Origin of the sequence: Loktanella atrilutea, assembly GCF_900128995.1 — a bacterium.
GTDB lineage: Bacteria > Pseudomonadota > Alphaproteobacteria > Rhodobacterales > Rhodobacteraceae > Loktanella > Loktanella atrilutea.
Map to the genome: position 1 here is coordinate 388,511 of NZ_FQUE01000002.1, position 23,684 is coordinate 412,194.

The following is a 23,684-nucleotide window of genomic DNA, read 5'->3' on the forward strand; positions in this document are numbered from 1 at the left end:
CCATCGGGGGACACGCCATGACCGACAGCACCACGACCGCCGCCCCCGCCATCGAATTGCGGGGCATATCAAAGTCCTTCGGCCCCGTGCAGGCCAACAAGGACATCAGCATCCGCGTCATGCCCGGCACGATCCACGGCATCATCGGCGAAAACGGTGCCGGCAAGTCCACGCTGATGAGCATCCTCTACGGCTTCTACAAGGCCGATGCGGGAGAGATCCACATCGCGGGCAAACAGGTCGACATTCCCGACAGCCAAGCCGCGATCGCCGCCGGGATCGGTATGGTCTTCCAGCATTTCAAGCTGGTCGAGACCTTCACCGTCCTTGAAAATATCGTGTTGGGGGCAGAGGATTCCGGCCTGCTGCGCCCCTCCCTTGCCCGCGCCCGACGCGAGCTCCGGGCGCTGGCCGAGGAATACGAACTGAACGTCGATGCGGACGCCCTCGTGCAGGACATCGGCGTCGGCATGCAGCAGCGGGTGGAAATCCTGAAGGCGCTCTATCGCAAGGCCGACATCCTGATCCTCGACGAGCCCACCGGGGTGCTGACCCCCGCCGAGGCGGACCATCTGTTCCGCATCCTCGAAAACCTGCGGCGCGAGGGCAAGACGATCATCCTGATCACCCACAAGCTGCGCGAGATCATGGAAATCACCGACACCGTCAGCGTGATGCGCCGCGGCGAAATGACGGCCACCGTCAAGACGGCAGAGACGAGCCCGTCCGAGTTGGCCGAACTAATGGTCGGTCGCAAGGTGCTGCTGCGCGTAGACAAGACTCCCGCGCAGCCGGGACGTGTGATCCTTGACGTGCAGATGCTGAATGTCACCGACACAAAGGGCGTCCATCGGCTGAAGGACGTCAGCTTTCAGGTCCGCGCGGGAGAGATCCTCGGCATCGCAGGCGTGTCCGGCAACGGCCAGTCCGAACTGCTGGAGGTGCTGGGCGGTTACCAGACCGCCAGCGGCACCGTTTTGATGAACGGCGACCCCATCGACCTGACCGGCACGAAATCCGACGGGCAAAGCCGCCGGGCGCGCGGCATTTCCCATGTGCCCGAGGACCGTCAGGCCGAGGGGCTGATCATGGACTACGCCGCGTGGGAAAACGTGGCCTTCGGTTATCACCACGACGCGAAATACCAGTCCGGCATCCTGATGAACAACGCCGCGATGCTGGCCGATACCGAAGAGAAGATGCAGCGTTTCGACGTGCGTCCTCCCGATCCGAAACTGGCAGCCAAGAATTTCTCTGGCGGCAACCAGCAAAAGATCGTTCTGGCGCGCGAGATCGAGCAGAATCCCGACCTTCTGCTGATCGGCCAGCCCACCCGCGGCGTCGACATCGGCGCGATCGAGTTCATCCACAAGCAGATCGTCGCCCTGCGCGATCAGGGCAAGGCGATCCTGCTGGTCAGCGTTGAACTGGAAGAGATCCTTGGCCTGTCCGACCGGATCATCGTAATGTTTGACGGCCGGATCATGGGCGAACGTGATCCCGCGCGCACCGATGAACGCGAACTCGGCATGCTGATGGCCGGCATGACCAGCGATCCCGACAAAGTCAGCACGGCTGAGATCGAAGAAAACCTCGCCCACGCGGGCACCGGAGAGAAGGTCTAGATCATGGACGTGATGCCGAAGTGGGCCGACGTGGTCCTGATCCCCCTGATCTCTCTGCTGCTGGCGGCGGCGCTGTCGGCGGTAGTGATCCTTGCAATTGGGGAAAACCCGTGGAACGCCCTCAAGATCATGGTCGAAGGGTCATTGGGGTCCACCTACGGCTGGGGCTACACGCTTTACTACGCCACCAACTTCATCTTTACCGGCCTCGCCGTCGCCATCGCCTTCCATGCCCGCATGTTCAACATCGGCGGCGAAGGGCAGGCCGTCCTCGGCGGTCTCGGCGTGGCGCTGGTCTGCCTTTACATTCCCTTTCCGCACTGGTCGCTGGCGCTGGTCGCGGCCTCGGTCGGGGCCGCGATCTTCGGCGCTGGCTGGGCGATCATTCCGGCATATCTGCAGGCCAAGCGCGGCAGCCACATCGTCATCACGACGATCATGTTCAACTTCATCGCCGCCGCCCTGCTGAACTACCTCCTCGTCGGTGCGCTGAAGCCCGCTGGCAGCATGGAACCCGCCACGGGCAAGTTCCTGCCCGGCACCCATCTGCCGAGCTTCCAGGAGATGTTCTCGACCGCCGACACGGTTCTGTTCCGTGGCGCCCCGGCCAATGTCAGCTTCTTTGTGGCCATCGCCGCCTGCGTCGTGATCTGGGCACTGATCTGGCGCACCCGTCTGGGCTACGAAATCCGCGCCTTCGGCCATTCGGAATCGGCGGCGAAATACGCGGGCATCAGCCCGACCAAGATTATCGTGATCTCCATGTCGATCTCCGGCGCCCTCGCCGGCATGATGGCCATCAACAACGTGATGGGAGAGGCGGAGCGTCTGGTCCTCAACGCCGTCGAAGGCGCCGGCTTCATCGGCATCGCCGTGGCCCTGATGGGCCGATCGCATCCTTTCGGCGTGTTCCTCGCGGCCATCCTCTTCGGCTTCCTCTATCAGGGTGGGGCGGAACTGGCGCTCTGGACCTCGATCCCCCGAGAACTGATCGTCGTGATCCAGGCACTGGTGATCCTCTTCACCGGCGCGCTCGACAACATGGTGCGGATGCCGCTGGAACGCTTCTTTCTCGCCCGCCGCCGGGCCGCCAAGCCCAAGCCCAAACTGACCCCGGCGGAGTGATGCCATGGACCTGCTGACCCTGCTGCAACTGCTCGATTCCGCCGTCCGTCTGGCGACGCCGTTGCTGCTGGCCTGCATCGCAGGCCTCTATTCCGAACGCGCCGGCATCTTCGACATCGGGCTCGAAGGCAAGATGCTGGCTGCGGCCTTCCTGTCCGCCGCCGTCGCCTATACCACCGGCAACGTCTGGATCGGGCTGCTGGCGGGGATCGGCGCCTCGCTGCTGCTGTCCGCGATCCACGGCATCGCCTCCATCACATTTCGCGGCAACCAGTTGATTTCCGGTGTGGCCATCAACTTCCTCGCCGCCGGCCTGACCGTCGTCATCGCGCAAAGCTGGTTCGCCCAAGGCGGCCGCACGCCGCAGCTGGCCGGCGCGGCTCGCTTCAACCCGATCACCCTACCCTTCGCCGACGCCCTGCGTGACGTGCCCGTCATTGGCCCGATTTACTATGAACTGATCTCGGGCCACACGGCACTGGTCTATGTTGCACTGGTGATCGTACCGCTGACCTGGTGGATCCTCTACGCCACCCGCTTCGGCCTCCGCCTGCGCGCCGTGGGTGAAAACCCCGCCGCTGTGGACACCGCCGGCGTCTCTGTCGTCGGCCTGCGGTTTGCCGCCGTCGGCATCTGCGGCGTGCTCTGCGGCATCGCCGGCGCTTACCTCGCCACCGCCCTGCAGGCGGGCTTCACCAAGGACATGAGCGCCGGGCGCGGCTACATCGCGCTGGCCGCGCTGATCTTCGCCAAGTGGAAGCCCTGGCCCTGCCTCTGGGCCACGCTGCTGTTCGGCCTGCTGCAGGCGCTGGCCCTGCGCCCCGACCTGATCCAGCGCACGCTGGGCTTCAGCGTCCAGACCCAGCTTCTCGATGCCCTGCCCTACATCCTGACGGTCGTAATCCTTGCCGGTTTCGTGGGCAAGGCGATCCCGCCCCGCGCCGGTGGCGAGCCCTACGTCAAGGAGCGCTGAGTTCACCGTTTGACACCGCCGCCGATCCGCAGTCAGGTAGGCTGGCGGACCAGCCCCCCGCGGGACGACTGATGCAACTTTACCTGCCCATCGCCGAGGTTTCGGTCAACATCTTCCTGATCCTCGGTCTGGGCGGCCTCGTCGGCGTGCTGTCCGGCATGTTCGGCGTCGGTGGCGGGTTCCTGATCACGCCGCTCCTGTTCTTCGTCGGCATCCCGCCCGCCGTGGCCGTCGCCACCTCCACCAACCAGATCGTCGCCTCGTCTTTCTCGGCCCTGCTGGCGCATCTGAAGCGCCGGACGGTGGACCTGCGCATGGGCACCGTCTTGCTGATCGGCGGCCTGATCGGGTCCTCACTGGGGCTGGTGCTGTTCAACTACCTGAAATCGCTCGGTCAGGTCGATCTGCTGGTCAGCCTGTTCTACGTCGTGTTCCTCGGCATCATCGGCGCGCTGATGCTGATCGAAAGCCTGAATGCCATGCGCAAGGCCCGCAAGCCGGGCGGTGCGCGCAAGCCGCGACGGAACCACAACTGGGTTCACAACCTGCCGTTGAAGATCAAGTTCCGGGTCTCCGGCCTTTATATCTCGGTCATTCCGCCGCTACTTGTGGGCGTGCTGGTCGGCGTGCTGTCGGCCATCATGGGCGTCGGCGGCGGATTCATCATGGTCCCGGCGATGATCTACCTGCTGGGGATGCCGACCAAGGTCGTGATCGGCACCTCGCTCTTCCAGATCATCTTTGTCACCGCCTATACCACCATGCTGCACGCCACGACCAACTATACCGTCGACATCATGCTGGCCCTGCTGCTGATCGTCGGCGGCGTCATCGGGGCACAGGTCGGCACCCGCATCGGCCTGCGCATGAAGGCCGAGAACCTGCGCATCCTGCTCGCCCTGCTCGTGCTGCTGGTCTGCGGCAAGCTGGGCCTGGACCTGATCCTGCAACCGTCAGAGCTTTATACCCTCAAGGTGCCGGGGGCCGCATGATCCGCCTTGTCTTCCTGCTTTTGACCCTCGCCACCCCCCTGCGGGCCGAAAGCATCGTGCTGGGGCTCAGTCAGGATTCCGTCTCGATCACGGCCAGCTTCGACGGGTCCGACATCCTGATCTTCGGCGCCGTCAGCCGCACCGCGCCGGAACCCACGGACCTTGGCCCGCTAGGCGTCATCATCGCCGTCTCCGGTCCGGACCAGCCGGTGTCGGTCTTTCGCAAGGCGCGTCAGTTCGGCATCTGGATCAATGCGGACGAGGTCGAGGTCGACCGCGCACCGTCGTTCTATGCCGTCGCCACCAGTGCACCGATTGCCGACATCCTGCGCGATACCGAAGATCTGCGCCACCGGATCACCATTCCCCGCGCGATCCGGTCGGTGGGCGCCACGGTCAGCGACAGCGCTGCCTTTACCGATGCGCTGATCCGCATCCGGGCCCGCAACGGTCTGTTTCAGATGAAGGAAGGCACCGTCGACCTGCAGCAGGACACCCTGTTCCGGACGTCGTTCAGGCTGCCCGCGAACCTTTTGGAAGGCGACTACCTTGCCCGCATCTTCCTGACCCGCGGCGGGCGGCTGATCGACGAACACAGCACGGTCATCCCGGTGCAGAAGGTCGGCCTTGAACGCTGGCTCTACAATCTCGCCCACGTGCAGCCGCTGCTTTATGGCCTGCTGTCACTGGTGATCGCAGTCGCGGCCGGCTGGGCCGCGTCGGCCGGTGCAGCTGCCCTCAAAAGGTAAATAACTGATTAATATAAAGAAACCTTATCCGCGGGTAAGGTCGGACGGCGTCAGTCCGCGGTGTCCTGCACCGTCAGCGTCAGGGGGGCGGGACCGCTGTCCAGATCGTCGACGTGCAGGAACGGATCGGCAGGCTTGGCCAGACGATTGCGCACGACCCAGCGCAACTGAGTCTCCGCCCGCGTGATCGCGACATAGGCCAGCCGCTTCCACAGGGGCTGCCCGGCCTCGACCCGGCCCATGCGGCTTGCCATCTCGATATCGGGGGCAAAGACCTGCACCGTGTCCCACTGACTGCCCTGCGCCTTGTGAATCGTCACCGCGGCACCGTGCAGGAACGTTGCGCCCATCTTGGCGGCAAACGGGATGAAGGGTTCCTCGTCGCCCTCCAGCTCGATCTTGACGATGCTGGCGGCGGACATGCGCGGATCGAGCGCACCAAGGACATGCAACTTGCTGAAACCGGGGCGCTGTCCGGGCCCGAGGTAGATCACCTGCGCCCCTTTGATCAGCCCTCGCGCTTCAAGGTCCAACCGCTTCTTGCGATGCTTGATCGGTAGTTCGATCCCGTCGCAGATCAGCGGCTCTCCCGGCAGCAAGCTGTCAGAGGGCGCGTCATAGGCGGCACGGAAAGCGTGGATCAGGCGGATGCGCGTCTTGTTCGTCCAGACGAGGCAAGGCGAGCGCGCCATCAGCGATGCCTCGACCCTTTGCGCAACGACGACACGCTCGTCCCGCTCCGCCGCGTCCTGCACCATCCGCTCGAAATGGTAGAAATCCAGCATTGGGTCGGCCAGCGCGTGGGCTAGGTCGAGGATCGGGTTGTCGGCGTCCTGCCGGTGAATACGGGACAGGGTCAGGACGCGCTTTTCCGGCAGCGTCTCGAACACCATGCCGCCAGAGGACTGGACGGGCGGCAACTGGGCCGGATCGCCGAACAGCAGCAGGGTCGGAAAGATCTCCTTCAGATCCTCGAACTGCTTGGCGTCGAGCATGGAGGACTCGTCGACGAAGCCGATATCGAGCGGCTCTTCCCGCCGCTTCCAGCCTGTGATGAAATCGCTGCCCCGCAGACCGGCGGCGGCCAGCGCCGCGGGGATGGACTTGTGGCCCTGGTAGGACGCAAAGGCCCGGTCGAGCGCCACGTCCGTCAACTGCTCCACATCCGGCCGCTCGCCCTGCCCGGCCAGCCATTCGGCAACCTTCTCGTATTCCGGGTCATAGACGGGGGTGTAAAGGATGCGATGGATCGTGGTTGCCGGGACGCCCCGGTTGCGCAACACGCTCGCGGCCTTATTGGTGGGGGCAAGGATCGCCAGCGTCCGGCGGTTGCTGCGCTTCTTGCCCTCATAGTCGCCAGACACGATATCCACACCCGCCCTCTCCAGGGCGCGGTAAAGTTCGGCCAGCAGCATCGTCTTGCCGCTGCCGGCCTTGCCGATCACCGCCAGCACCTCGCTGACGTCGGTCTGCGGTGGTTGCAGCAGGTCGTCGTTCAGGTCGATGCCGGACTGGCGCAGAGCCACGGCGACATTGTCCCAGGCAGCGGCCTGATCGTCGGAGAAGGTGATGACGGTGGGGGCGTTCATGGCGCGACCCTACCTGCCCGCGCCCGCCCCTGCCAGACCCTCAGGCCGCGATTTGCGCCGCCTTTTCGCCGACGGACCGGCCGAACGATCGCGCGAACCATGCCTCCGACACCTCTGACGACACACCCGCCCGCCGCAGCACGCGCAGCCGATCATCGGGACGATAGGGCCAAAGCCCGACGCTGATCGCATCGCGCCCGATGCCACGGGTTCCCAGCAGCTCGGGCGCGGCCCCCACGGCGTTGTAGATGCTGATCATGCGGGCATCGAAGACGCCCAGCAGATGGGTCAGGGAAAAGGCGCGCATCAATTCTCCACCCGCCAGCATCAGCAGGCCCGCGACGCGGGGGCCGGCGTTGGGGGCGATACAAAAGCGGGTACATTCCCAGATCAGCGGACTGACGATTGGCCCCGTGGTCAAGTCGGCGAAGTGATCGTTGACCATCGTCCGCCCCGACATGGGCAGGAACCGCATCGATCCGCCATGCACCCCCGGCGTCGGTTCCCAGATGACATATAGAGGGTTGAGATCGTCGTAACCGTCCCGCTCCCACCCCCTGTCGTCCACGGTGACCTCCCACTTCAGCCGGTGGCGGAACTGGGCGGCGCGGTCACGGTGCATGCCGGCTTGCAGGGCGGCGTGCTTGTGCAGCTGGTCGGCGTAAAGGTAGCGGATCATGGTGAAGGTCCCCGTCGGCGTTGCGATGGAGTGACCTTCGTGTTTCGTGCCTAACGCTTCGGTCAGGCCGCGCACGGTGCGCTAGCTGGACGCAACACCTCGCGCCTGATTTTGCCCCGGCCAGCCGCCTGCCGCTTCCCTTGCCGCGCCACCGACGATGATCAGACCCTCGCCGATGGCGCGGGCGACGGCGTGGACCGTGTTTAAGGCACCCAGCTTGTGCCGCGCGCTTTCGATATATGCGCGCAGCGTATGCTCCGATATGCCCAGAAGATCCGCCGCCTGACTGCGCGAATACCCCATGGCGAGGAATGAAAGCGCGTCGATCTCCCTTGGGGACAGGGGCCGGATTGTATCGGGCCTGCGTCCCTTCTGCAGGGTCAGCGCCTTGGCGTTGAGATAGTGGGCGATGACGATCAGGTCGCGCTGGTAGCTGAACATGAACGCCTCCCAAGATGCGTCGGAACAGGTGTGCGACAAGGTAAGCAAGGCGAACTGCCCATTCGGCCCCCGGATCGGGATCGAGAAACCCTGATTACCGACACCGTGCGCGATCGAATCGGCACGGAAGGCGCGGACGGCCTTCGATGTCCAGTCGAGGCTTTTCCAGTCAACCGGGTGAAACCGCTGGAAGCAGCCGAGCACCACCGGATCGATACGGATGTAGTCCTGATCCTGATAGCGCTGCGCCCAGGCTGGATCGTAGGTGCCGAAGCCATACTGCTCTCCGTCCACGCTTACCCAGTGATAGACAACATGGTCGATTTCGAGCGCGTCACGCAGCTGCGTGGTCAGGCCCTGGATCTGGTCAAGCCTGTCGGCAGATTCGAGATCCTGCAAAAAGCGGTTCAGTCTGGTCCGCATCGAATCTCACCCGGCCCGAAGGCGTTTCGGATCCCGACGAGATTTCTGCCGTTGCCACGACTGCGGCTTCGCGCATGCGGTCCGCCACGAGGGGCAGTCCGTTTTTGGTCGCGAAAGACTCCAGATCGGCCAGAACGTCGATGATCCACATTTGTCCCATGACCACATTCCCTTGCTATTGGTTAATGAAAAATTAACAACCCAAGGTAGCATGGCGAAATCGAGTAAAATACTCGCTTCTTAAGCCTCCCCGGATATGGGGGGACCGTATCGTCGCAACGTGCTGATCAGGAATGATGCAGTGACGTCGCTTGATTTTGCAGCGCGTTGGACGCAGGTGGCCAGACTTAAAGAAGCGGCTAACGAAAAGGCGCCTGCCCCGCGGCAGACGCCCTTCTCGATCCGCCGGTCGGAAGGCTCAGCCGCGCGCCTCGGCCTGCGCGTCGGCAAAGGTCCGCAGACCTGTGCGGGGGCTTTGGACAAGGACCGCCATGTTGCCGGGCTTGTGCTGGTTCTTGCGCATCTTGGTATGCGCGGCGGGAATGTCGTCCCAGCCGAAGACCTCTGACATGCAGGGATCCAGACGGCGTTCAACCATCAGGCGGTTAGCGGCCGATGCCTGCTTGAGGTTGGCGAAGTGGCTGCCCTGCAGGCGCTTCTGATGCATCCACATGTAGCGGGCGTCCATCGTCAGGTTGTAGCCGGTCGTGCCGGCACAGATGACGACCATTCCGCCGCGCTTCACGACGAAGGTCGAGACGGGAAAGGTCGCTTCGCCCGGGTGTTCGAAGACCATGTCGACGTTGTTGCCCTTGCCGGTAATGTCCCAGATCGCCTTGCCGAACTTGCGGGTTTCGTTGAACCATTCCTTGTATTCGGCCGTGTTCACCGTGGGCATCTGGCCCCAACAGTTGAAGTCGTTGCGGTTCAGCACGCCCTTGGCACCTAGCGCCATGACGAAATCGCGCTTCGATTCATCAGAAATCACGCCGATCGCATTCGCGCCCGCCGTGTTGATAAGCTGGATCGCATATGAGCCGAGCCCGCCCGAGGCGCCCCAGACCAGCACGTTCTGGCCCGGCTTCAGCTCGTGCGGTTCGTGGCCAAAGAGCATTCGGTAGGCGGTCGCCAGCGTGAGGGTGTAGCAAGCCGATTCCTCCCACGTCAGGTGCTGGGGCCGGGGCATCAGCTGCTGCGACTGGACGCAGGTGAACTGGGCGAAGGAGCCATCCGGGGTCTCGTAACCCCAGATCCGCTGGCTGGGCGAGAACATCGGATCGCCGCCATTGCAGTGCTCGTCGTCACCATCGTCCTGATTGCAGTGAATCACGACCTCGTCGCCGACCTTCCAGCGTTTCACCTTGTCGCCCACCGCCCAGACAATGCCAGAGGCGTCGGACCCGGCGATGTGGTAGTCCGCCTTGTGCACGTCGAAGGGTGAGATCGGCACACCGAGGCCTGCCCAGACACCGTTGTAGTTCACGCCAGCCGCCATGACCATGACGAGGACTTCCTGACTGTCGGGTTTCGGGCAGTCCACGACCTCGACCTGGAACGCCTGCTCCGGCTCGCCGTGACGCTCTCTTCGGATGGTCCATGCGTACATCCGGTCAGGGACATGGCCGAGGGGTGGCATCTCGCCAATATCGTAAAGCGCCTTGCCATCGGTTTTCGTACCGGGTTGCAGGTCGAGGGCCATGTCCGTCTCCATCTTCGCACCATCACTTTGCCGCGCCGCCAGATCGGCACTTTGCACATCAATATGCAACTGCAGCGTAACTATGCAACCCCAGAAGGCATATAGTTTGTAATTTAGTTGCGCGGTGGAATTTTGAAGTGGTGGGCGATGCTATTGGCGTAATAGCGCAGCACATCCTCTCCGCTCGGCGTGATGGCGATGGCCTGCGGAGTCACGTGGATCAGGTTGCGGGCGGACAGGCGGGCGAGCGTGTCATCCACCAGCGTTGCCGTATCCCGTTGCGGCAAGGGCATCTGGCGTGAATGCAGCGCCGCGAGGCAGTCCGTCACCGCTGACAGCAAGGCATCACGATCGAGGCCGGGGTGTCGCAGCAGCAGTCGCGCGATGAGTGGCGTGGCGAGAACCGGCACCACCTCCTTGATGCGGTCCATCAGTTCTTGGGCCACGGCCTCCGTCGGGTCGTCCGGCAGGTCGGGATTGTCCCTGAGAAAGAGCGAGAGTTCCAACGGACGACCGAACCCTACGGATGCGGTGCCGAAGCCGTCGAACCGGCGGGTCATGCGCGCCCAGAGGTGGCCGCCAATCGCGCGAACCACGGTCATCGCCGGCGGACGGAAACGGCGGACACCGCGCTTGTCGGCGGCAATCAGGAATTGATCCTCGAGCACACGGTCGTAGTTCAGGCCGACGGGGATAAAGATCACGTCCCGCCCCTGCGGCCGGTAGTTGCTGACGATGTAGTTCAGAAGGCCCAGTTTCGGGGCCTTCACCTCTCCTGTCAGGGACAGGCCGCCTTCGGGGAACATCGCCTGCGTCACGCCGCCGTCGGTGGCCATCTGGACGTAACGCGACAGCACCCGGCGATAGAGGTTGCCGCGCGACCGGCGCCGGATGAAGTAGGCGCCCAGCATCCGGATCAGGCCGGACAGGGGCCAGACGCGGGCCCACTCGCCCACCGCATAGGACAGCGCGCCGGCGCGGCTGACGAGGTAAGTCACGAGGACGTAGTCCATGTTGCTGCGGTGGTTCATCACGAAGATGATCGTGGCCTTGGGATCAAGCGCCGCCAGTTCCTGCCGTGGAAACGTCGCGATCCGCACGCGGTAGAGCGTATTCGACAGAAATCGTGCCAGCCGCATCCCAAAGGAGAAGTAGGCCGTGGCGGAAAAGCCGGGCACGATTTCACGGGCGTAGGACCGTGCCTTTTCGAAAGCCACGTTCTCGGGCACGTCGTTGGCGCGGGCGTGGTCGACGATGGCCTGCGTGACCTCCGGATCGTAGATAAGACGCTGGATCATGTCGTATCGCCGCGCGAGCTTGAACGGTTCGATCGGGCGGGCAAGGCGGGTGTTCAGGCGGGCGATCACCCGTTCGGCCCGCTTGCGAAAGAACCAGCGGACGGAGGGGAACAGGAAATGCGATGCGAAGGTGACGGTGGCGAACAGCACGATGAGGACGAAGGTCCAGAGCGGCAATGTCACGGGATGGGTCATGGCCAGACCGTGACAGGTTTGCCCGATGCCGTAAATCCCGCCATGCTGCGTCGCAGCAGCTTGACCGGGGTTCAAAGTTTCCTATAACCGAGACATTGTGAAATAAAGTTGCGCTCGACTCGGAGGGATTTGACCATGACCGACCCCGCTCTGGACCGTATGGGTGCCGACACGCCTTGGCTGTTTCGCACCTATGCCGGTCACTCGACGGCAAGCGCCTCCAATGCATTGTACCGGGGCAATCTGGCCAAGGGGCAGACAGGCCTGTCCGTGGCCTTCGACCTGCCGACCCAGACGGGTTACGACAGCGACCACGAGCTGGCGCGGGGCGAAGTCGGCAAGGTCGGCGTGCCGGTCAATCATCTGGGCGACATGCGCGCGCTTTTCGACGGGATCCCGCTGGACCGGATGAACACCTCGATGACGATCAACGCGACCGCGCCGTGGTTACTGTCGCTGTATATCGCCGTGGCCGAAGACCAAGGCGCGGATGTGGCTGCGCTGCAGGGGACCGTGCAGAACGACATCATCAAGGAATACCTGTCGCGCGGTACCTATATCTGCCCGCCGGCACCGTCCCTGCGCATGATCACGGATGTGGCCGCATATACGCGCGCGCATCTTCCGAAATGGAATCCCATGAATGTCTGTTCCTACCATCTGCAAGAGGCCGGCGCGACGCCGGAGGAGGAATTGGCCTTTGCCCTCGCCACGGCAACGGCGGTGCTGGACGATCTGAAAACGAAGGTCCCGGCCGAACATTTTCCACAGATGGTCGGCCGAATTTCATTCTTTGTTAACGCCGGTATCCGATTCGTGACCGAATTATGCAAGATGCGCGCTTTCGTGGCCCTGTGGGACGAAATCTGCCGCGACCGCTATGGCGTGACGGATCCAAAATACCGTCGTTTCCGCTATGGCGTTCAGGTCAATTCGCTGGGCCTGACCGAACAGCAGCCGGAAAACAACGTTTACCGCATCCTGATCGAGATGCTGGCCGTGACGTTGTCGAAGAACGCACGCGCCCGCGCCGTGCAATTACCCGCCTGGAACGAAGCATTGGGCCTGCCCCGTCCCTGGGATCAGCAATGGTCACTGCGGATGCAGCAGATCCTGGCCTATGAGACGGACCTGCTGGAATTCGATGATCTGTTTGACGGCAATCCGGCAATCGACCGCAAGGTCGCGCAATTGATGGACGGCGCGCGGTCCGAATTGGCGACCATCGACGGCATGGGCGGCGCGGTCGAGGCGATCGCCTACATGAAAGGGCGTCTGGTCGAAAGCAATGCCGCGCGGATCGCCGGTATCGAGACCGGTGGGACAACGGTCGTCGGCGTCAACAGATGGCAGGCCGGGGAACCCTCTCCCCTGACGGCAGGCGAGGATGCGATCATGGTTGCGGATGCCGCTGCCGAAGCCGACCAGATTGCGCGATTGAACAAATGGCGAAATGAGCGTGATGCGGATGCGGTCGCACAGGCGCTGCGCGACCTGCGCAGCGCGGCCTTGGACGGGTCCAACATCATGCCGCCGTCCATCGCCGCGGCGAGGGCGGGGGTGACGACGGGGGAATGGGCTGACGTGATACGCGACGCTTTCGGCGAATACCGCGCGCCGACCGGCGTCAGTCAGGCCATGTCCAACCGAACAGAAAACCTCGACGATATCCGGGCGCGGGTCGACGCGGTCTCTGCCAAACTTGGCCGGCGAATGAAGTTCCTGATCGGCAAGCCGGGCCTTGACGGTCATTCGAACGGGGCAGAGCAGATTGCCACCCGCGCCCGCGATTGCGGTATGGACATCGCCTACGACGGTATTCGCCTGACCCCCGATGAATTGGTCCGGGTCGCCATCGATCAGGATGTTCACGTGATCGGGCTTTCGGTCCTTTCCGGCTCTCACATTCCCCTCATCGAAAGCTTCATGAAAAGATTGAACGCGGCCGGCCTTGGTCATATTCCGGTTATTGCCGGCGGCATCATTCCTGATGATGACGCGCGCAGATTGCAGTCAATGGGCGTGGCTCGCGTTTATACACCCAAGGATTTTCTGCTGAACACGATCATGGAAGATATCGTAACGCTGGTGGATAGCCAGAGTATCGCGGCGCAATAATTGCTTTTATGTTGATTTCGTAATTCAGATCGGTCAAAGGCTGGTCAGGTGTCGTTTGAATCAGTCGCACGACATTGATTGAAGGAGAAATCAATGAGAGCCGAATTGAAGACCATGTCCCGCAAGGAACTTGAAAAACTGCGGAAGGATGTGGAAGTTGCGCTGGAAAAGGTTGAATCACGGGAAATGAAGCTGGCCCATGATGCGGCTGCAAAGGCGGCAGCCGATTACGGTTTCTCTCTGGACGAATTGAACAACATGCCGGCGGCGGTGAAACGCAGCGGCAAGTCCGGCAAATCGATGTCGGCGCCGAAGTATCGCAACCCCGCGGACGAAACCCAGACCTGGACCGGCAAGGGCCGTCAGCCGGAATGGTACAAGGCCGCGATGGCCGAAGGCACCGACCCGCAGACGCTGGAAATCTGACGCTAGCGCTGAAGCCTGCGCAGGTCGTCGTAGGTATAGATATCGAAGATGCGGCCCTCGGCCCCCTTGCGGAACAGGGGGGCCGCAGGCAGGCAACCTTCGCCGCAGATCTGTCGTGTCACCTTCTGCCGCCCGTCGATGTACCAGAACCGTCCACCCGGCGTCGCGACATAGCCGTTCAGATAGAACGCACTGTCGCTTTCAAGGTCGATGGTACTTGGCATTTCATTGAAATACCCCTCATCGAAATCACCGTGCGTGTGGTAGGACGCAACGACCGCCAGCCCTGCCGGAAAGGGAGCGGCGCAACTGGCCCTGTCACCGGGCACCGGGTCCGACGCGACCAGACCCCCGTTGCGGTCGAGCGCGAGGTATCCGCAGTATTCGCGCATCTTCTGGAATGACAGCGGCTGCAGCGCGGTCAACACCTTTCGGGCCAAGGCCAGCTCTGCCGCATCCTGCGCGCCGACGGGGTTGGCCATGACAAGCAGCAACAGACCCATGACGCGCAGCATGGCTTTCCTTTCGCACCGAATTCCAGCAATAGTCCTGCCAAACGAAGAGGAAACCAACACATGACCGTTCATATTGGCGCCAAGCCCGGCGATATCGCAGAAACCGTATTGATGCCTGGCGATCCCTATCGCGCGAAATGGGCCGCCGAGACCTTTCTGACCGACGCCGTCTGCATCAACGAAGTCCGCGGCATGCTGGGTTATACCGGCACCTGGAACGGCAACCGCGTCACGATCCAGGGGTCCGGCATGGGCATGCCGTCGATGTCGATCTATGCCAACGAACTGATCAAGGATTACGGCGCGCAGACGCTGATCCGCATCGGCAGCTGCGGCGCGATGCAGGACAAGACCAAGGTCCGCGACGTGGTGCTGGCGATGACCGCCTGTTCGTCGGGCACGCCGTCCGACACCATCTTTCGCGAGCTGAATTTCGCGCCCGTCTGCGATTTCGGCCTGCTGCAGGCGGCCCATGCAGCCGCCACGAAGCGCGGCACGCCCACGCATGTCGGCAGCATCTATTCGTCCGACACCTTTTATGCGGAACGCAATGATCTGACCGAGCAGATGATCCGCCACGGCGTCCTTGCAGTCGAGATGGAGGCGGCGGAGCTTTACATTCTCGCCGCGCGCTACCAGCGCCGGGCCCTCGCGGTGATGACCGTCAGCGATCACATCATCACCGGAGAGGCCCTGCCGTCGGATCAGCGCGAGCGGTCCTTCGGCGACATGGTCGAAATCGCGCTGGAAGCTGCATTCGCCTGAACACCGTGAGAGCGGTCGTAAGCATTGAGGGGCGGCTCCGGCCACGGGGCCGCCCGTTCTGCATCCAGCACCTCCATCGCGAGGGGGTGGCAAGTCGCGGTGTCAGAGGAATGTTCGGCACTGCAGTCGCCGCCCGGGCAGGCAGACAACACCGCCAGCAGGTCGATCTCTGCCAACAGGTCGAGGTGGTCGCCGGCCCTCACCGGGCTGGCCTTCATGAAATACTGGCCGGTGTCGGCGGTAAAGCCTGTGCACATGAAAACGTTGAGGACGTCGTGCACCAGCGGCTCCGCCTCGGTCAATGGCAGACCCGCGGCGGTGGAAAGCGCCCGGGTGAGGTTGGAGTGGCAGCAGTGGTGATAGTCGCCGCCGCCCAGCAGGCGGGCGGTATAGGGATCGCAGCGGGTCCCGATCACGTCGTGCACCCCGGCGCCGAAGCCATCTCGACCATACCAGGCCAGCGTATCACCCGTGATCGTCGCCATCGGACGCAGGTAGGGAAAGCAGGACCACAGCCGGTGACCTGTCGTGACATGGGTGCCATGAAGCGCACGGGTCTTGCCCGAATAGAACTTCTCGGACAGGTCGTGGGCATTGAAGAGGTTCAGGTCGCCGACCTGCGGGCCATCGGGGCAGTGGATGCGCAGCACCTGCCCTGCCGCCACCCGGATCGCCGCAGCGTTGCGCGGCGGCACGGTGATGTAAGCGACGCGCTTGGTCGCGGCTCGGGCCCGGTCGAAGGTTGCGGGATTGGGGACCGGCAGGGTGTCCGTCGGGTAACAGATGACAGGCGCCACGGCGCGGCGGCGATCGGCGTCACTAGGAGGCTGCGGTGTGATCATGTAGGAAGACAATGCCGAAGCGAAGCCCGGCGCAACCCCCTTTTACGGTATGGCCCGCGCGCACCGGAGGCCTGCCAGCACCATCGGATCACCCCCATGTTGAAGCGTGTCAGTCTTATCCTTTTTGCAACCGGCCTGTCCGCCTGTGGATCGTCCTCCGGGACCGGGCCGTTCGGCCGGCCGGACATCAAGCCGCCCGCGTTTTCCGCCACGGCCGGAAACCTTGCCATCGCGGGCGGTGGAGGCATCAGGTTCAGCAATCGCATCGATCCGAAGGGCGGCAACCTCTACGACGCCGAGGTTCTGCCGGGCACGCCGGCACCGGTTCCTGCCCCCACCAGCGGCAGCGCGCGGATGACAGGGCCTTTTGCCCTGCGGCATGTGACGGACCTGCGCCTGACCGATAAGACCTATTCCGGCAAGGTGAAGAACGTCTCCGGCACCATCACGCTGAACGCCGACTTTGGGGCCGGTACCCTGCGCGGTGCTGGCGACGGGTTGACGGTCGATGGGCGGCTGAAGGGTGACACGCTGAGCGGGACGGCAAGCTATGGTGGCGTGCGGGGCAAGCTCGATGGCTTCGCCGGTGCCACGAACGCCATCGGCATCTTCGAAGGCAAGGCACCAGACTCTTCGATCGCCGGTGGTTTCGTCGTCGCCGAATAAGAAAAGGGTCCGTCATCCTGCGGTGACGGACCCTGCCGATTTTGCTGGCTAACTGGTATCGCCTAGACGATCCGTTCGACCATCATGTGCTTGATCTCGGCGATGGCCTTCGACGGGTTCAGTCCCTTGGGGCAGGTCTTGGCGCAGTTCATGATCGTATGGCACCGGTAGAGCTTGAACGGATCCTCGAGATCATCGAGCCGCTCGCCCGTCGCTTCGTCCCGGCTGTCCACGATCCAGCGGTGGGCGGCCAACAGTGCGGCCGGGCCGAGGAACCTATCGGAATTCCACCAGTAGGACGGGCAGGATGTCGAGCAGCAGGCGCACATGATGCACTCGTAGCGGCCGTCCAGCTTTGCACGGTCCTCGACGGACTGCTTCCACTCCTTGGCGGGCGGGTTCGTCTTGGTTTCCAGCCACGGCATGATGCTGGCATGCTGGGCGTAGAAGTGGGTGAGGTCCGGGATCAGATCCTTGACCACCGGCATGTGCGGCAGCGGGTAGATCTTGATGTCGCCCTTCGCCTCGTCGAGGCCCGAGATGCAGGCCAGGGTATTCACGCCGTCGATGTTCATGGCGCAGGACCCGCAGATTCCCTCGCGGCAGGACCGGCGGAAGGTCAGGGTCGGGTCGATGTCGGTCTTGATCTTGATGAGTGCGTCGAGGACCATGGGTCCACAGGTGTCCAGATCGACGTGGTAGGTGTCCAGCCGCGGGTTCTTGCCGTCGTCGGGGTTCCAGCGATAGACCTGCACCTTCTTGGTGTTCTTCGCCCCTTCGGGCTTGGGCCAGGTCTTGCCCGTCACCATCCGGCTGTTCTTGGGTAGGGTGAATTCAACCATGTCTCAGGCTCCTCTTGCTCGGCCTTACCCTTGGAGGGCAGGCGAATAGGGTATCATGGGCGCCGCACCCGATAGGCGGGAGAAGCATTGCGCATATACGGTCGCGGGATCCTTGCCGCGCAGGAAATCGGTGGTCAGGTCAATCTCGAGCCGAGACCGTACGCCGCGACCGGTGCCAACACCGATGGCGGCCTCTCCGGTCGGACCGCGGGCGGCGCGCGCTTCCTGCGCGCAACGCGCCTCGACCTGAGCCTGCGTCGGCGGGATGCGGGGGCCACAGGCCGCCGTTCCCGCCAGCAGGACGATCAGGACGAGGCCACGCATCAATAGACCCGCTTTTTCGGTGCGATCTTGGACATGTCGATCCCGCCCTGGTCCTGCGTCGTCAGCGGATCCATGTGGACCGGACGATACGTCAGATCGACCTTGGACCCGGTGACGACGGCCAGAGAGTGCTTGCGCCAGTCGGTGTCGTTGCGGTCCGGATAATCCTCGTGCGCATGGGCTCCGCGGGATTCCTTCCGGGCCTCTGCCGACACGATGGTGGCCAGCGCGTTCGGCATCAGGTTCGTCAGTTCCAGCGTTTCCATCAGGTCCGAGTTCCAGACGAGGCTGCGGTCCGTGACCTTCAGGTCGTCCAGCTTGGCTGCAATCTTTGTCATCGCCTCCACGCCCTCTGCCAGCGTCTTGTCGGTGCGGAAGACGGCAGCGTCGGCCTGCATCGCTTCCTGCATTTCCAGACGCAGGGCAGCCGTCGGCGTGCCGCCGTTGGCGTTGCGCAGCTTGTCGAAGCGATCAAAGGCCGCATCCACCGAGGCCTGATTCAGCGGCGCATTCTCGGTGTTCGGGTCGACGATCTCGCCCGCCTTGATCGCGGCGGCGCGGCCGAAGACCACGAGGTCGATCAAGGAGTTCGACCCGAGGCGGTTCGCCCCGTGGACGGAAGCGCAGCCCGCCTCGCCCACGGCCATGAGACCGGGGACGATGGCATCGGGATTCTCGTCGGTCGGATTCAGCACCTCGCCCCAGTAGTTCGTGGGGATGCCGCCCATATTGTAGTGGACGGTCGGCTGCACCGGGATCGGTTCCTTGGTCAGGTCCACACCGGCAAAGATACGGGCCGATTCGGTGATGCCGGGCAGGCGCAGGTCCAGCGTTTCCGGCGGCAGGTGGTTCAGGTTCAGGTGGATGTGGTCCTTCTTGGGGCCCACACCGCGGCCTTCGCGGATTTCCATCGTCATGCAGCGGCTGACCACGTCACGCGACGCGAGGTCCTTGTAGGTCGGCGCGTAGCGTTCCATGAACCGCTCGCCTTCGGAGTTCGTGAGGTAGCCCCCCTCGCCACGCGCGCCTTCGGTGATGAGGCAGCCGGCACCGTAGATGCCGGTCGGGTGGAACTGCACGAATTCCATGTCCTGCAGCTTCAGCCCCTGCCGCGCGACCATGCCGCCGCCGTCGCCGGTGCAGGTATGGGCCGAGGTGGCGCTGAAATAGGCGCGGCCGTAGCCGCCCGTCGCCAGCACGACCATCTTGGCGTTGAAGACATGCATGGTGCCATCGTCGAGCTTCCACGCCACGACGCCCTGGCACTGGCCGTCCTCGGACATGATCAGGTCGATGGCGAAGTATTCGATGTAGAACTCGGCCTTCTGCTTCAGGCTCTGGCCGTAGAGCGTGTGCAGGATCGCGTGGCCGGTGCGGTCGGCGGCGGCGCAGGTGCGCTGCACGGGCGGGCCTTCACCGAATTCCGTGGTGTGGCCACCGAAGGGGCGCTGGTAGATCTTGCCCTCTTCGGTGCGCGAAAACGGCACGCCGTAGTGCTCCAGCTCGTAGACGGCCTTGGGTGCTTCCCGCGCGAGGTATTCCATCGCGTCGGTATCGCCCAGCCAGTCGGACCCCTTCACCGTGTCATACATGTGCCACTGCCAGTGGTCGGGACCCATGTTCGACAGGCTTGCCGCGATGCCGCCCTGCGCCGCGACGGTGTGCGACCGGGTCGGGAAGACCTTGGTGATGCAGGCGGTCTTCAGCCCTTGTTCGGCCAGACCCAGCGTCGCGCGCAGGCCGGACCCGCCGGCGCCCACGACGATCGCGTCATAGGTGTGGGTTTCGTATTCGTAAGCAGCCATCGGTCAACTCCGGCAAATCAAAGGGCAAGGCGCGCGACGGCAAGGATGCCGGCGGCCATGGCGGTATAGGACAGGCAGATCATGCCGATCAGCAGGGCGCGTCCGGCGAAGCCGTGGACGTAGTCCTCGATCAGGGTCTGCACACCGCCACGGAAGTGGATGAAACCCACGGCGAATGTCAGCAGCGCCACGATGGACGGGAACGGGCGCTGATAATAGGCGACGACATCCTCGTAGGGGGCGCCGTAGATGCTGCCGAAGGTGAAGATGAAGCAGGGGATCAGGCCGACGAGGGCGACGGAGCTGATCATCATGTGCCAGTGGTGCAGCGTGCCGGACTTGGCGGAGCCCATGCCTGCGGCACGCTTGCGGTCGGTAAGATATGCCATGACGAACCCCTTACAGCACGATGACGGTGAAGATGGTCAGCAGGACCGCCGCGAGGACCATGGCCTGACCGAAGGTCTCTGACTTGTCGACCTCCAGCATATGACCGCTGTCCCAGATCAGGTGACGAATGCCGGCCAGCGTGTGATACCAGATCGCGGCGACCGACAGGAACATGACCAGATCGCCGAACCAGCTGGTAATGAAGCCATCGGCGCGGGCAAATGCCTCTGGACCCGTCGCCGCGGCGATGAACCACCAGACGATCAGAAGGGCCGCGACGATCAATGCATTGCCGGTGATCCGGGTAAAGATCGAAGTGCCGGAGGTCCACTGCGGGCGGTAGATCGAAAGATGCGGCGAAAGCGGGCGATTGCCCCGGTTTACATCGGCCATGTCGGCTCCCTTTGGCTATCGCAGCCCGCGTCCGGGCGCGCAATTGTCGTCGTTCTGCACCATCACGCCACGGAAGTCACGCACGGCGACCCTGATAATCCGCGCGATTTCGCCGCGCCGGTCAGGTTTTTACCCGTTGTGATCACAGAAATCGGGGCTGTGATCACGGGTCTTAGACAGGCATCAGCGCCCAGTAATCCAGGTCGAGGAGAATATTAGGTAAATACTTGGCATCTGCATCTCGCACCGGACCGACATCGCCCTTTGTCGCGACCAGCCGCAGGCGGATCGCGCCGACGCCGGGGGCGTCCGTTTCAGCGATGTCCAGCACTTCGGACCATGCCCTGATCGTATCGCCGGCAAAGCAGGGATTGGCGTGCGCCCCGCCGTTCAGGGCCACGATCATCTGCGCGTTCGCGAGGCCATTGAACGACAGGGCACGCGCAAGGCTGATGACGTGTCCACCGTAGATCAGGCGCTTGCCATCGGGGCGCAGGGTCGCATCGAAATGGACCTTGGCGGTGTTCTGCCAAAGGCGGGCGGCCAGCATGTGCTCCGCCTCCTCGATCGTCACGCCGTCGACGTGATCGATGATCTCGCCCACGGCATAGTCGCTCAGGCGATGCGGCTCGCCCGCAAGTGCAAAGTCGTAGTTGGAAAAGTCGAGGCCGTGCGGGATGACGAGATCGGCGGCTGCGACACTGTCTGCAAGCTCTGGCACGACCATCGCCGGTGCCGCCCCGTCACCGCGCTTGCGCACCATGACCCAACGGACGAATGTCAGCTGCACCTCGCCGTGCTGGTTGCGCCCGGTCGTGCGGACCCAGACGACACCGCTTTGCCCGTTGGAGTTCTGCTTGAGGCCAATCACCTCTGACGTGGCGGTAATCGTGTCGCCGGGCCAGAGGGGGGTGATCCAGCGCCCCTCTGCATAGCCCAGATTGGCGATGGCATTCAGCGAGATGTCGGGGACAGACTTGCCGAAGACCGTGTGGAACGTGACCAGATCATCGAGCGGACTGAACGGCAGGCCGCAGGACTGGGCAAAGGTATCGGCGGAATGCAGCGCGTGCCGTGCGTGATAGAGCGCATGGTAAAGCGCGCGTTCACCCATCTTGATTGTGCGCGGAACGGCATGAGCGATGATTTCACCCACGGCGTAGTCCTCGAAGAACCGCCCCGGGTTCGTCTTGGTCATTGCTGCCCGAGCTTCATGTCGGGGCTGTATTCGACCGTGATATCCTTCGTCACGGCCTGACCACAGCGCATGACGCCGTTGGCCTGATCGAAGGCATAGGTCGGTGTGCCATAAAGCTCCCACCCCTTGGACAGGGCGTCAGAGACCTTGTGGCAGAAGGCGGAGGTGTCATCCTCGGTCAGCAGACGGTAGATCTTGGGCATGGTTTATCCGAACGGGTTGTAGCCAAGGGCGGTGTGGATGCCGGCCACGACGGCGAAGACGACCAGCGTGGCCACGGCAGCGATGATTTCCGACTTGATCGGTGGGGCGTGGTAGGCGCCGCGCGGGCCGGCGGCTCGGTTCAGCACAGCGATCTCTGCAAGCGCCCAGACCAGCATGCCGCCGAACAGCAGGAACGATGGCGTGTCCCCATTCACCAGAAGGTGCGCGACGGCCCAGACCGCCACGGCCGTCAGTTGCGGATTGCGGATTACCTTCGTGACGCGGGTGCCTTTGCCGGAAGCGGCGAAGAGATAGAAGGCGAAGAGCACGAGAAGGTTGTTTATGCCGGTCATGGCCGGTGTCCGGCCCCAGTAGACGGCGCCATCGGCACTGCGGTAGCCGACCACCATCAGGATAATCGCAAGGACAGAGGCCACGGCGACGACCAGCTTGCCCTTGTCCCCCATGGCGGCGCGGCTGTCCGGCGCGATCCGCTTCCAGAAGTGCGACCCCGCCCAGAGGATCAGGCCGAGAAGGATGAGTATCATGTGCGCTCCAGTGCGGCGATGGCGTCTGCTTTGGCCAGCGTGGCCCGCGCCGTGACGATATGCAAGTTCTCGACGATGCGACCATCGACGACGGCGACCCCCTGCCCGTCGCGTGCCGCTCTGTCGAAGGCGGCGATCTGACGCCGCGCAAGGTCGATCTCTGTCGGGGTGGCGCCAAAGACCGCGTTCGCGATCTCGATCTGCGCAGGGTGGATCAGGGACTTGCCGTCGAACCCCATGTCGCGGCCGTCACTGCATTCGGCACGAAGCCCTTCGTCATCCTGATAGGCGTTAAAGACACCGTCGATAGCCGGAATCCCCGCGGCACGCGCGGCAAGGAGGCAATGCTGCAAGGCCGTCGTCAGTGCGCCGCGGGTCCGCGCCCCCAGATCATTGGCCAGATCGTTCGTTCCAATGACGACGCCGGCCAGTCGGCCATGGGACGCAATGGCCTGCGCATTCAGCACGCCTCGTGGCGTTTCCATCATCGCCCAAAGCGGCAGGTCCGGCACCAGTGCTGCGACGGCATCCAGATCGGCAGGGTCTGAAACCTTGGGCACGAGGACACCATCGCAATCCATGTCGGCCGCTGCACGGGCATCATCCTCGCCCCAAGCGGTATCCAACGCGTTGATCCGTACCAGCCGCAGGCGGGCACCGTATCCACCCTGCGCGAGCGCCTGCTGCAGGATCGATCTTGCAGACACCTTTGCGTCGGGGGTTACAGCATCCTCGAGATCGAAAAGGATCGCGTCGCAGGGCAGACCGCGGGCCTTGTCGAGTGCCCGAGGTTTCGACCCGGGTATATAGAGGGCTGATCGGACCGGACGGCTGTGCATGGCGGGATCTCGCGACAAATG

At 63.5% G+C, this 23,684-nt stretch carries 25 protein-coding genes; 9 read left to right on the forward strand and 16 right to left on the reverse strand.

Annotation, left to right across the window (positions count from 1 at the left end; all coding sequences use genetic code 11):
* The first annotated feature begins 17 nt into the window (after positions 1-17).
* From BUA54_RS07090 to BUA54_RS07110, 5 genes are all read left to right on the forward strand, one after another.
* Complete coding sequence (locus BUA54_RS07090; protein WP_072856524.1) at positions 18-1,625, forward strand: ABC transporter ATP-binding protein; 1,608 nt, start codon at positions 18-20, stop codon at positions 1,623-1,625.
* 3 nt (positions 1,626-1,628) lie between these two features.
* Positions 1,629-2,750: an ABC transporter permease gene (locus BUA54_RS07095; RefSeq protein WP_072856525.1), complete on the forward strand. Its 1,122-nt coding sequence runs from the start codon at positions 1,629-1,631 to the stop codon at positions 2,748-2,750.
* A 4-nt stretch (positions 2,751-2,754) separates the two neighbouring features.
* A complete protein-coding gene (locus BUA54_RS07100; RefSeq protein ID WP_072856526.1) occupies positions 2,755-3,723 on the forward strand; it encodes an ABC transporter permease in 969 nt (322 codons plus the stop codon).
* Between the two features lie 71 nt (positions 3,724-3,794).
* Positions 3,795-4,715 (forward strand): sulfite exporter TauE/SafE family protein, encoded by a 921-nt coding sequence (locus BUA54_RS07105; RefSeq protein ID WP_072856527.1) that lies wholly within the window; start codon positions 3,795-3,797, stop codon positions 4,713-4,715.
* Positions 4,712-5,464 carry a TIGR02186 family protein gene (locus BUA54_RS07110; RefSeq protein WP_072856528.1) on the forward strand — a complete coding sequence of 251 codons (753 nt, stop codon included), beginning with the start codon at positions 4,712-4,714 and terminating at the stop codon, positions 5,462-5,464. The genes BUA54_RS07105 and BUA54_RS07110 overlap by 4 nt, the downstream gene beginning before the upstream one ends.
* 50 nt (positions 5,465-5,514) lie before the next feature.
* Here the strand turns inward: BUA54_RS07110 and BUA54_RS07115 are convergent, their stop codons facing one another.
* The 5 genes from BUA54_RS07115 to BUA54_RS07135 form a co-directional block, all read right to left on the reverse strand.
* Positions 5,515-7,053 (reverse strand): ATP-dependent DNA helicase, encoded by a 1,539-nt coding sequence (locus BUA54_RS07115; RefSeq protein WP_072856529.1) that lies wholly within the window; start codon positions 7,051-7,053, stop codon positions 5,515-5,517.
* Positions 7,054-7,093: 40 nt separating this feature from the next.
* A complete protein-coding gene (locus BUA54_RS07120) occupies positions 7,094-7,732 on the reverse strand; it encodes an acyl-homoserine-lactone synthase (RefSeq protein WP_072856530.1) in 639 nt (212 codons plus the stop codon).
* Positions 7,733-7,813: 81 nt separating this feature from the next.
* Positions 7,814-8,596, reverse strand: coding sequence for a helix-turn-helix transcriptional regulator (locus tag BUA54_RS07125; protein ID WP_072856531.1), 783 nt, complete (start codon positions 8,594-8,596; stop codon positions 7,814-7,816).
* 418 nt (positions 8,597-9,014) lie between these two features.
* A complete protein-coding gene (ccrA, locus tag BUA54_RS07130) occupies positions 9,015-10,295 on the reverse strand; it encodes a crotonyl-CoA carboxylase/reductase (protein WP_072856680.1) in 1,281 nt (426 codons plus the stop codon).
* A gap of 113 nt (positions 10,296-10,408) precedes the next feature.
* Positions 10,409-11,788 (reverse strand): 1-acyl-sn-glycerol-3-phosphate acyltransferase, encoded by a 1,380-nt coding sequence (locus tag BUA54_RS07135; RefSeq protein ID WP_072856681.1) that lies wholly within the window; start codon positions 11,786-11,788, stop codon positions 10,409-10,411.
* Positions 11,789-11,923: 135 nt separating this feature from the next.
* On the opposite strand from BUA54_RS07135, the gene BUA54_RS07140 reads away from it, so the two are divergent.
* Positions 11,924-13,906 carry a protein meaA gene (locus BUA54_RS07140; RefSeq protein ID WP_072856532.1) on the forward strand — a complete coding sequence of 661 codons (1,983 nt, stop codon included), beginning with the start codon at positions 11,924-11,926 and terminating at the stop codon, positions 13,904-13,906.
* A 93-nt stretch (positions 13,907-13,999) separates the two neighbouring features.
* On the forward strand, positions 14,000-14,332 hold the full coding sequence (locus BUA54_RS07145; RefSeq protein WP_072856533.1) for an H-NS histone family protein: 333 nt from the start codon (positions 14,000-14,002) through the stop codon (positions 14,330-14,332).
* 2 nt (positions 14,333-14,334) lie between these two features.
* Here the strand turns inward: BUA54_RS07145 and BUA54_RS07150 are convergent, their stop codons facing one another.
* The gene (locus BUA54_RS07150) at positions 14,335-14,847 is read right to left on the reverse strand and encodes a DUF4329 domain-containing protein (protein WP_072856534.1); all 513 of its coding nucleotides are present in this window, start codon (positions 14,845-14,847) and stop codon (positions 14,335-14,337) included.
* Positions 14,848-14,907: 60 nt separating this feature from the next.
* On the opposite strand from BUA54_RS07150, the gene deoD reads away from it, so the two are divergent.
* The gene (gene deoD, locus BUA54_RS07155; protein ID WP_072856535.1) at positions 14,908-15,612 is read left to right on the forward strand and encodes a purine-nucleoside phosphorylase; all 705 of its coding nucleotides are present in this window, start codon (positions 14,908-14,910) and stop codon (positions 15,610-15,612) included.
* Here the strand turns inward: deoD and BUA54_RS07160 are convergent.
* Positions 15,552-16,454: an urea carboxylase-associated family protein gene (locus tag BUA54_RS07160; protein ID WP_072856682.1), complete on the reverse strand. Its 903-nt coding sequence runs from the start codon at positions 16,452-16,454 to the stop codon at positions 15,552-15,554. The two genes, deoD and BUA54_RS07160, sit on opposite strands and share 61 nt — an antisense overlap.
* Before the next feature lie 96 nt (positions 16,455-16,550).
* Between BUA54_RS07160 and BUA54_RS07165 the strand changes: the two genes are divergently transcribed.
* Entirely contained in the window at positions 16,551-17,120 is a 570-nt protein-coding gene (locus BUA54_RS07165; RefSeq protein ID WP_072856536.1) for a hypothetical protein, read from the forward strand.
* Positions 17,121-17,182: 62 nt separating this feature from the next.
* Here BUA54_RS07165 and BUA54_RS07170 read toward each other — a convergent pair whose 3' ends face one another.
* The 9 genes from BUA54_RS07170 to BUA54_RS07210 form a co-directional block, all read right to left on the reverse strand.
* Positions 17,183-17,962 (reverse strand): succinate dehydrogenase iron-sulfur subunit, encoded by a 780-nt coding sequence (locus tag BUA54_RS07170; RefSeq protein WP_072856537.1) that lies wholly within the window; start codon positions 17,960-17,962, stop codon positions 17,183-17,185.
* A 24-nt stretch (positions 17,963-17,986) separates the two neighbouring features.
* Positions 17,987-18,286: a hypothetical protein gene (locus BUA54_RS07175; RefSeq protein WP_072856538.1), complete on the reverse strand. Its 300-nt coding sequence runs from the start codon at positions 18,284-18,286 to the stop codon at positions 17,987-17,989.
* A complete protein-coding gene (sdhA, locus tag BUA54_RS07180) occupies positions 18,286-20,091 on the reverse strand; it encodes a succinate dehydrogenase flavoprotein subunit (RefSeq protein ID WP_072856539.1) in 1,806 nt (601 codons plus the stop codon). The genes BUA54_RS07175 and sdhA overlap by 1 nt, the downstream gene beginning before the upstream one ends.
* 17 nt (positions 20,092-20,108) lie before the next feature.
* Complete coding sequence (sdhD, locus tag BUA54_RS07185) at positions 20,109-20,480, reverse strand: succinate dehydrogenase, hydrophobic membrane anchor protein (protein ID WP_072856540.1); 372 nt, start codon at positions 20,478-20,480, stop codon at positions 20,109-20,111.
* A 10-nt stretch (positions 20,481-20,490) separates the two neighbouring features.
* Positions 20,491-20,874: a succinate dehydrogenase, cytochrome b556 subunit gene (gene sdhC, locus BUA54_RS07190; RefSeq protein ID WP_072856541.1), complete on the reverse strand. Its 384-nt coding sequence runs from the start codon at positions 20,872-20,874 to the stop codon at positions 20,491-20,493.
* Positions 20,875-21,046: 172 nt separating this feature from the next.
* Positions 21,047-22,072, reverse strand: coding sequence for a MaoC family dehydratase (locus BUA54_RS07195; RefSeq protein WP_072856542.1), 1,026 nt, complete (start codon positions 22,070-22,072; stop codon positions 21,047-21,049).
* Positions 22,069-22,275, reverse strand: coding sequence for a DUF1737 domain-containing protein (locus BUA54_RS07200; protein WP_072856543.1), 207 nt, complete (start codon positions 22,273-22,275; stop codon positions 22,069-22,071). The genes BUA54_RS07195 and BUA54_RS07200 overlap by 4 nt, the downstream gene beginning before the upstream one ends.
* Positions 22,276-22,278: 3 nt before the next feature.
* Entirely contained in the window at positions 22,279-22,824 is a 546-nt protein-coding gene (locus BUA54_RS07205) for an NnrU family protein (RefSeq protein ID WP_072856544.1), read from the reverse strand.
* On the reverse strand, positions 22,821-23,663 hold the full coding sequence (locus BUA54_RS07210) for an HpcH/HpaI aldolase/citrate lyase family protein (RefSeq protein WP_072856545.1): 843 nt from the start codon (positions 23,661-23,663) through the stop codon (positions 22,821-22,823). The genes BUA54_RS07205 and BUA54_RS07210 overlap by 4 nt, the downstream gene beginning before the upstream one ends.
* Positions 23,664-23,684 lie beyond the last annotated feature (21 nt).

Coding starts and splice junctions, on each gene's coding strand:
- BUA54_RS07200 (WP_072856543.1), bottom strand. CDS start 22,275: ATGCCCAAGATCTACCGTCTGCTGACCGAGGATGACACCTCCGCCTTC.
- BUA54_RS07170 (WP_072856537.1), bottom strand. CDS start 17,962: ATGGTTGAATTCACCCTACCCAAGAACAGCCGGATGGTGACGGGCAAG.
- BUA54_RS07105 (WP_072856527.1), top strand. CDS start 3,795: ATGCAACTTTACCTGCCCATCGCCGAGGTTTCGGTCAACATCTTCCTG.
- BUA54_RS07090 (WP_072856524.1), top strand. CDS start 18: ATGACCGACAGCACCACGACCGCCGCCCCCGCCATCGAATTGCGGGGC.
- BUA54_RS07100 (WP_072856526.1), top strand. CDS start 2,755: ATGGACCTGCTGACCCTGCTGCAACTGCTCGATTCCGCCGTCCGTCTG.
- BUA54_RS07135 (WP_072856681.1), bottom strand. CDS start 11,788: ATGACCCATCCCGTGACATTGCCGCTCTGGACCTTCGTCCTCATCGTG.
- BUA54_RS07095 (WP_072856525.1), top strand. CDS start 1,629: ATGGACGTGATGCCGAAGTGGGCCGACGTGGTCCTGATCCCCCTGATC.
- BUA54_RS07210 (WP_072856545.1), bottom strand. CDS start 23,663: ATGCACAGCCGTCCGGTCCGATCAGCCCTCTATATACCCGGGTCGAAA.
- BUA54_RS07165 (WP_072856536.1), top strand. CDS start 16,551: ATGTTGAAGCGTGTCAGTCTTATCCTTTTTGCAACCGGCCTGTCCGCC.
- BUA54_RS07125 (WP_072856531.1), bottom strand. CDS start 8,596: ATGCGGACCAGACTGAACCGCTTTTTGCAGGATCTCGAATCTGCCGAC.
- BUA54_RS07115 (WP_072856529.1), bottom strand. CDS start 7,053: ATGAACGCCCCCACCGTCATCACCTTCTCCGACGATCAGGCCGCTGCC.
- BUA54_RS07145 (WP_072856533.1), top strand. CDS start 14,000: ATGAGAGCCGAATTGAAGACCATGTCCCGCAAGGAACTTGAAAAACTG.
- sdhA (WP_072856539.1), bottom strand. CDS start 20,091: ATGGCTGCTTACGAATACGAAACCCACACCTATGACGCGATCGTCGTG.
- sdhD (WP_072856540.1), bottom strand. CDS start 20,480: ATGGCATATCTTACCGACCGCAAGCGTGCCGCAGGCATGGGCTCCGCC.
- sdhC (WP_072856541.1), bottom strand. CDS start 20,874: ATGGCCGATGTAAACCGGGGCAATCGCCCGCTTTCGCCGCATCTTTCG.
- BUA54_RS07110 (WP_072856528.1), top strand. CDS start 4,712: ATGATCCGCCTTGTCTTCCTGCTTTTGACCCTCGCCACCCCCCTGCGG.
- ccrA (WP_072856680.1), bottom strand. CDS start 10,295: ATGGCCCTCGACCTGCAACCCGGTACGAAAACCGATGGCAAGGCGCTT.
- deoD (WP_072856535.1), top strand. CDS start 14,908: ATGACCGTTCATATTGGCGCCAAGCCCGGCGATATCGCAGAAACCGTA.
- BUA54_RS07205 (WP_072856544.1), bottom strand. CDS start 22,824: ATGATACTCATCCTTCTCGGCCTGATCCTCTGGGCGGGGTCGCACTTC.
- BUA54_RS07140 (WP_072856532.1), top strand. CDS start 11,924: ATGACCGACCCCGCTCTGGACCGTATGGGTGCCGACACGCCTTGGCTG.
- BUA54_RS07195 (WP_072856542.1), bottom strand. CDS start 22,072: ATGACCAAGACGAACCCGGGGCGGTTCTTCGAGGACTACGCCGTGGGT.
- BUA54_RS07160 (WP_072856682.1), bottom strand. CDS start 16,454: ATGATCACACCGCAGCCTCCTAGTGACGCCGATCGCCGCCGCGCCGTG.
- BUA54_RS07175 (WP_072856538.1), bottom strand. CDS start 18,286: ATGCGTGGCCTCGTCCTGATCGTCCTGCTGGCGGGAACGGCGGCCTGT.
- BUA54_RS07150 (WP_072856534.1), bottom strand. CDS start 14,847: ATGCTGCGCGTCATGGGTCTGTTGCTGCTTGTCATGGCCAACCCCGTC.
- BUA54_RS07120 (WP_072856530.1), bottom strand. CDS start 7,732: ATGATCCGCTACCTTTACGCCGACCAGCTGCACAAGCACGCCGCCCTG.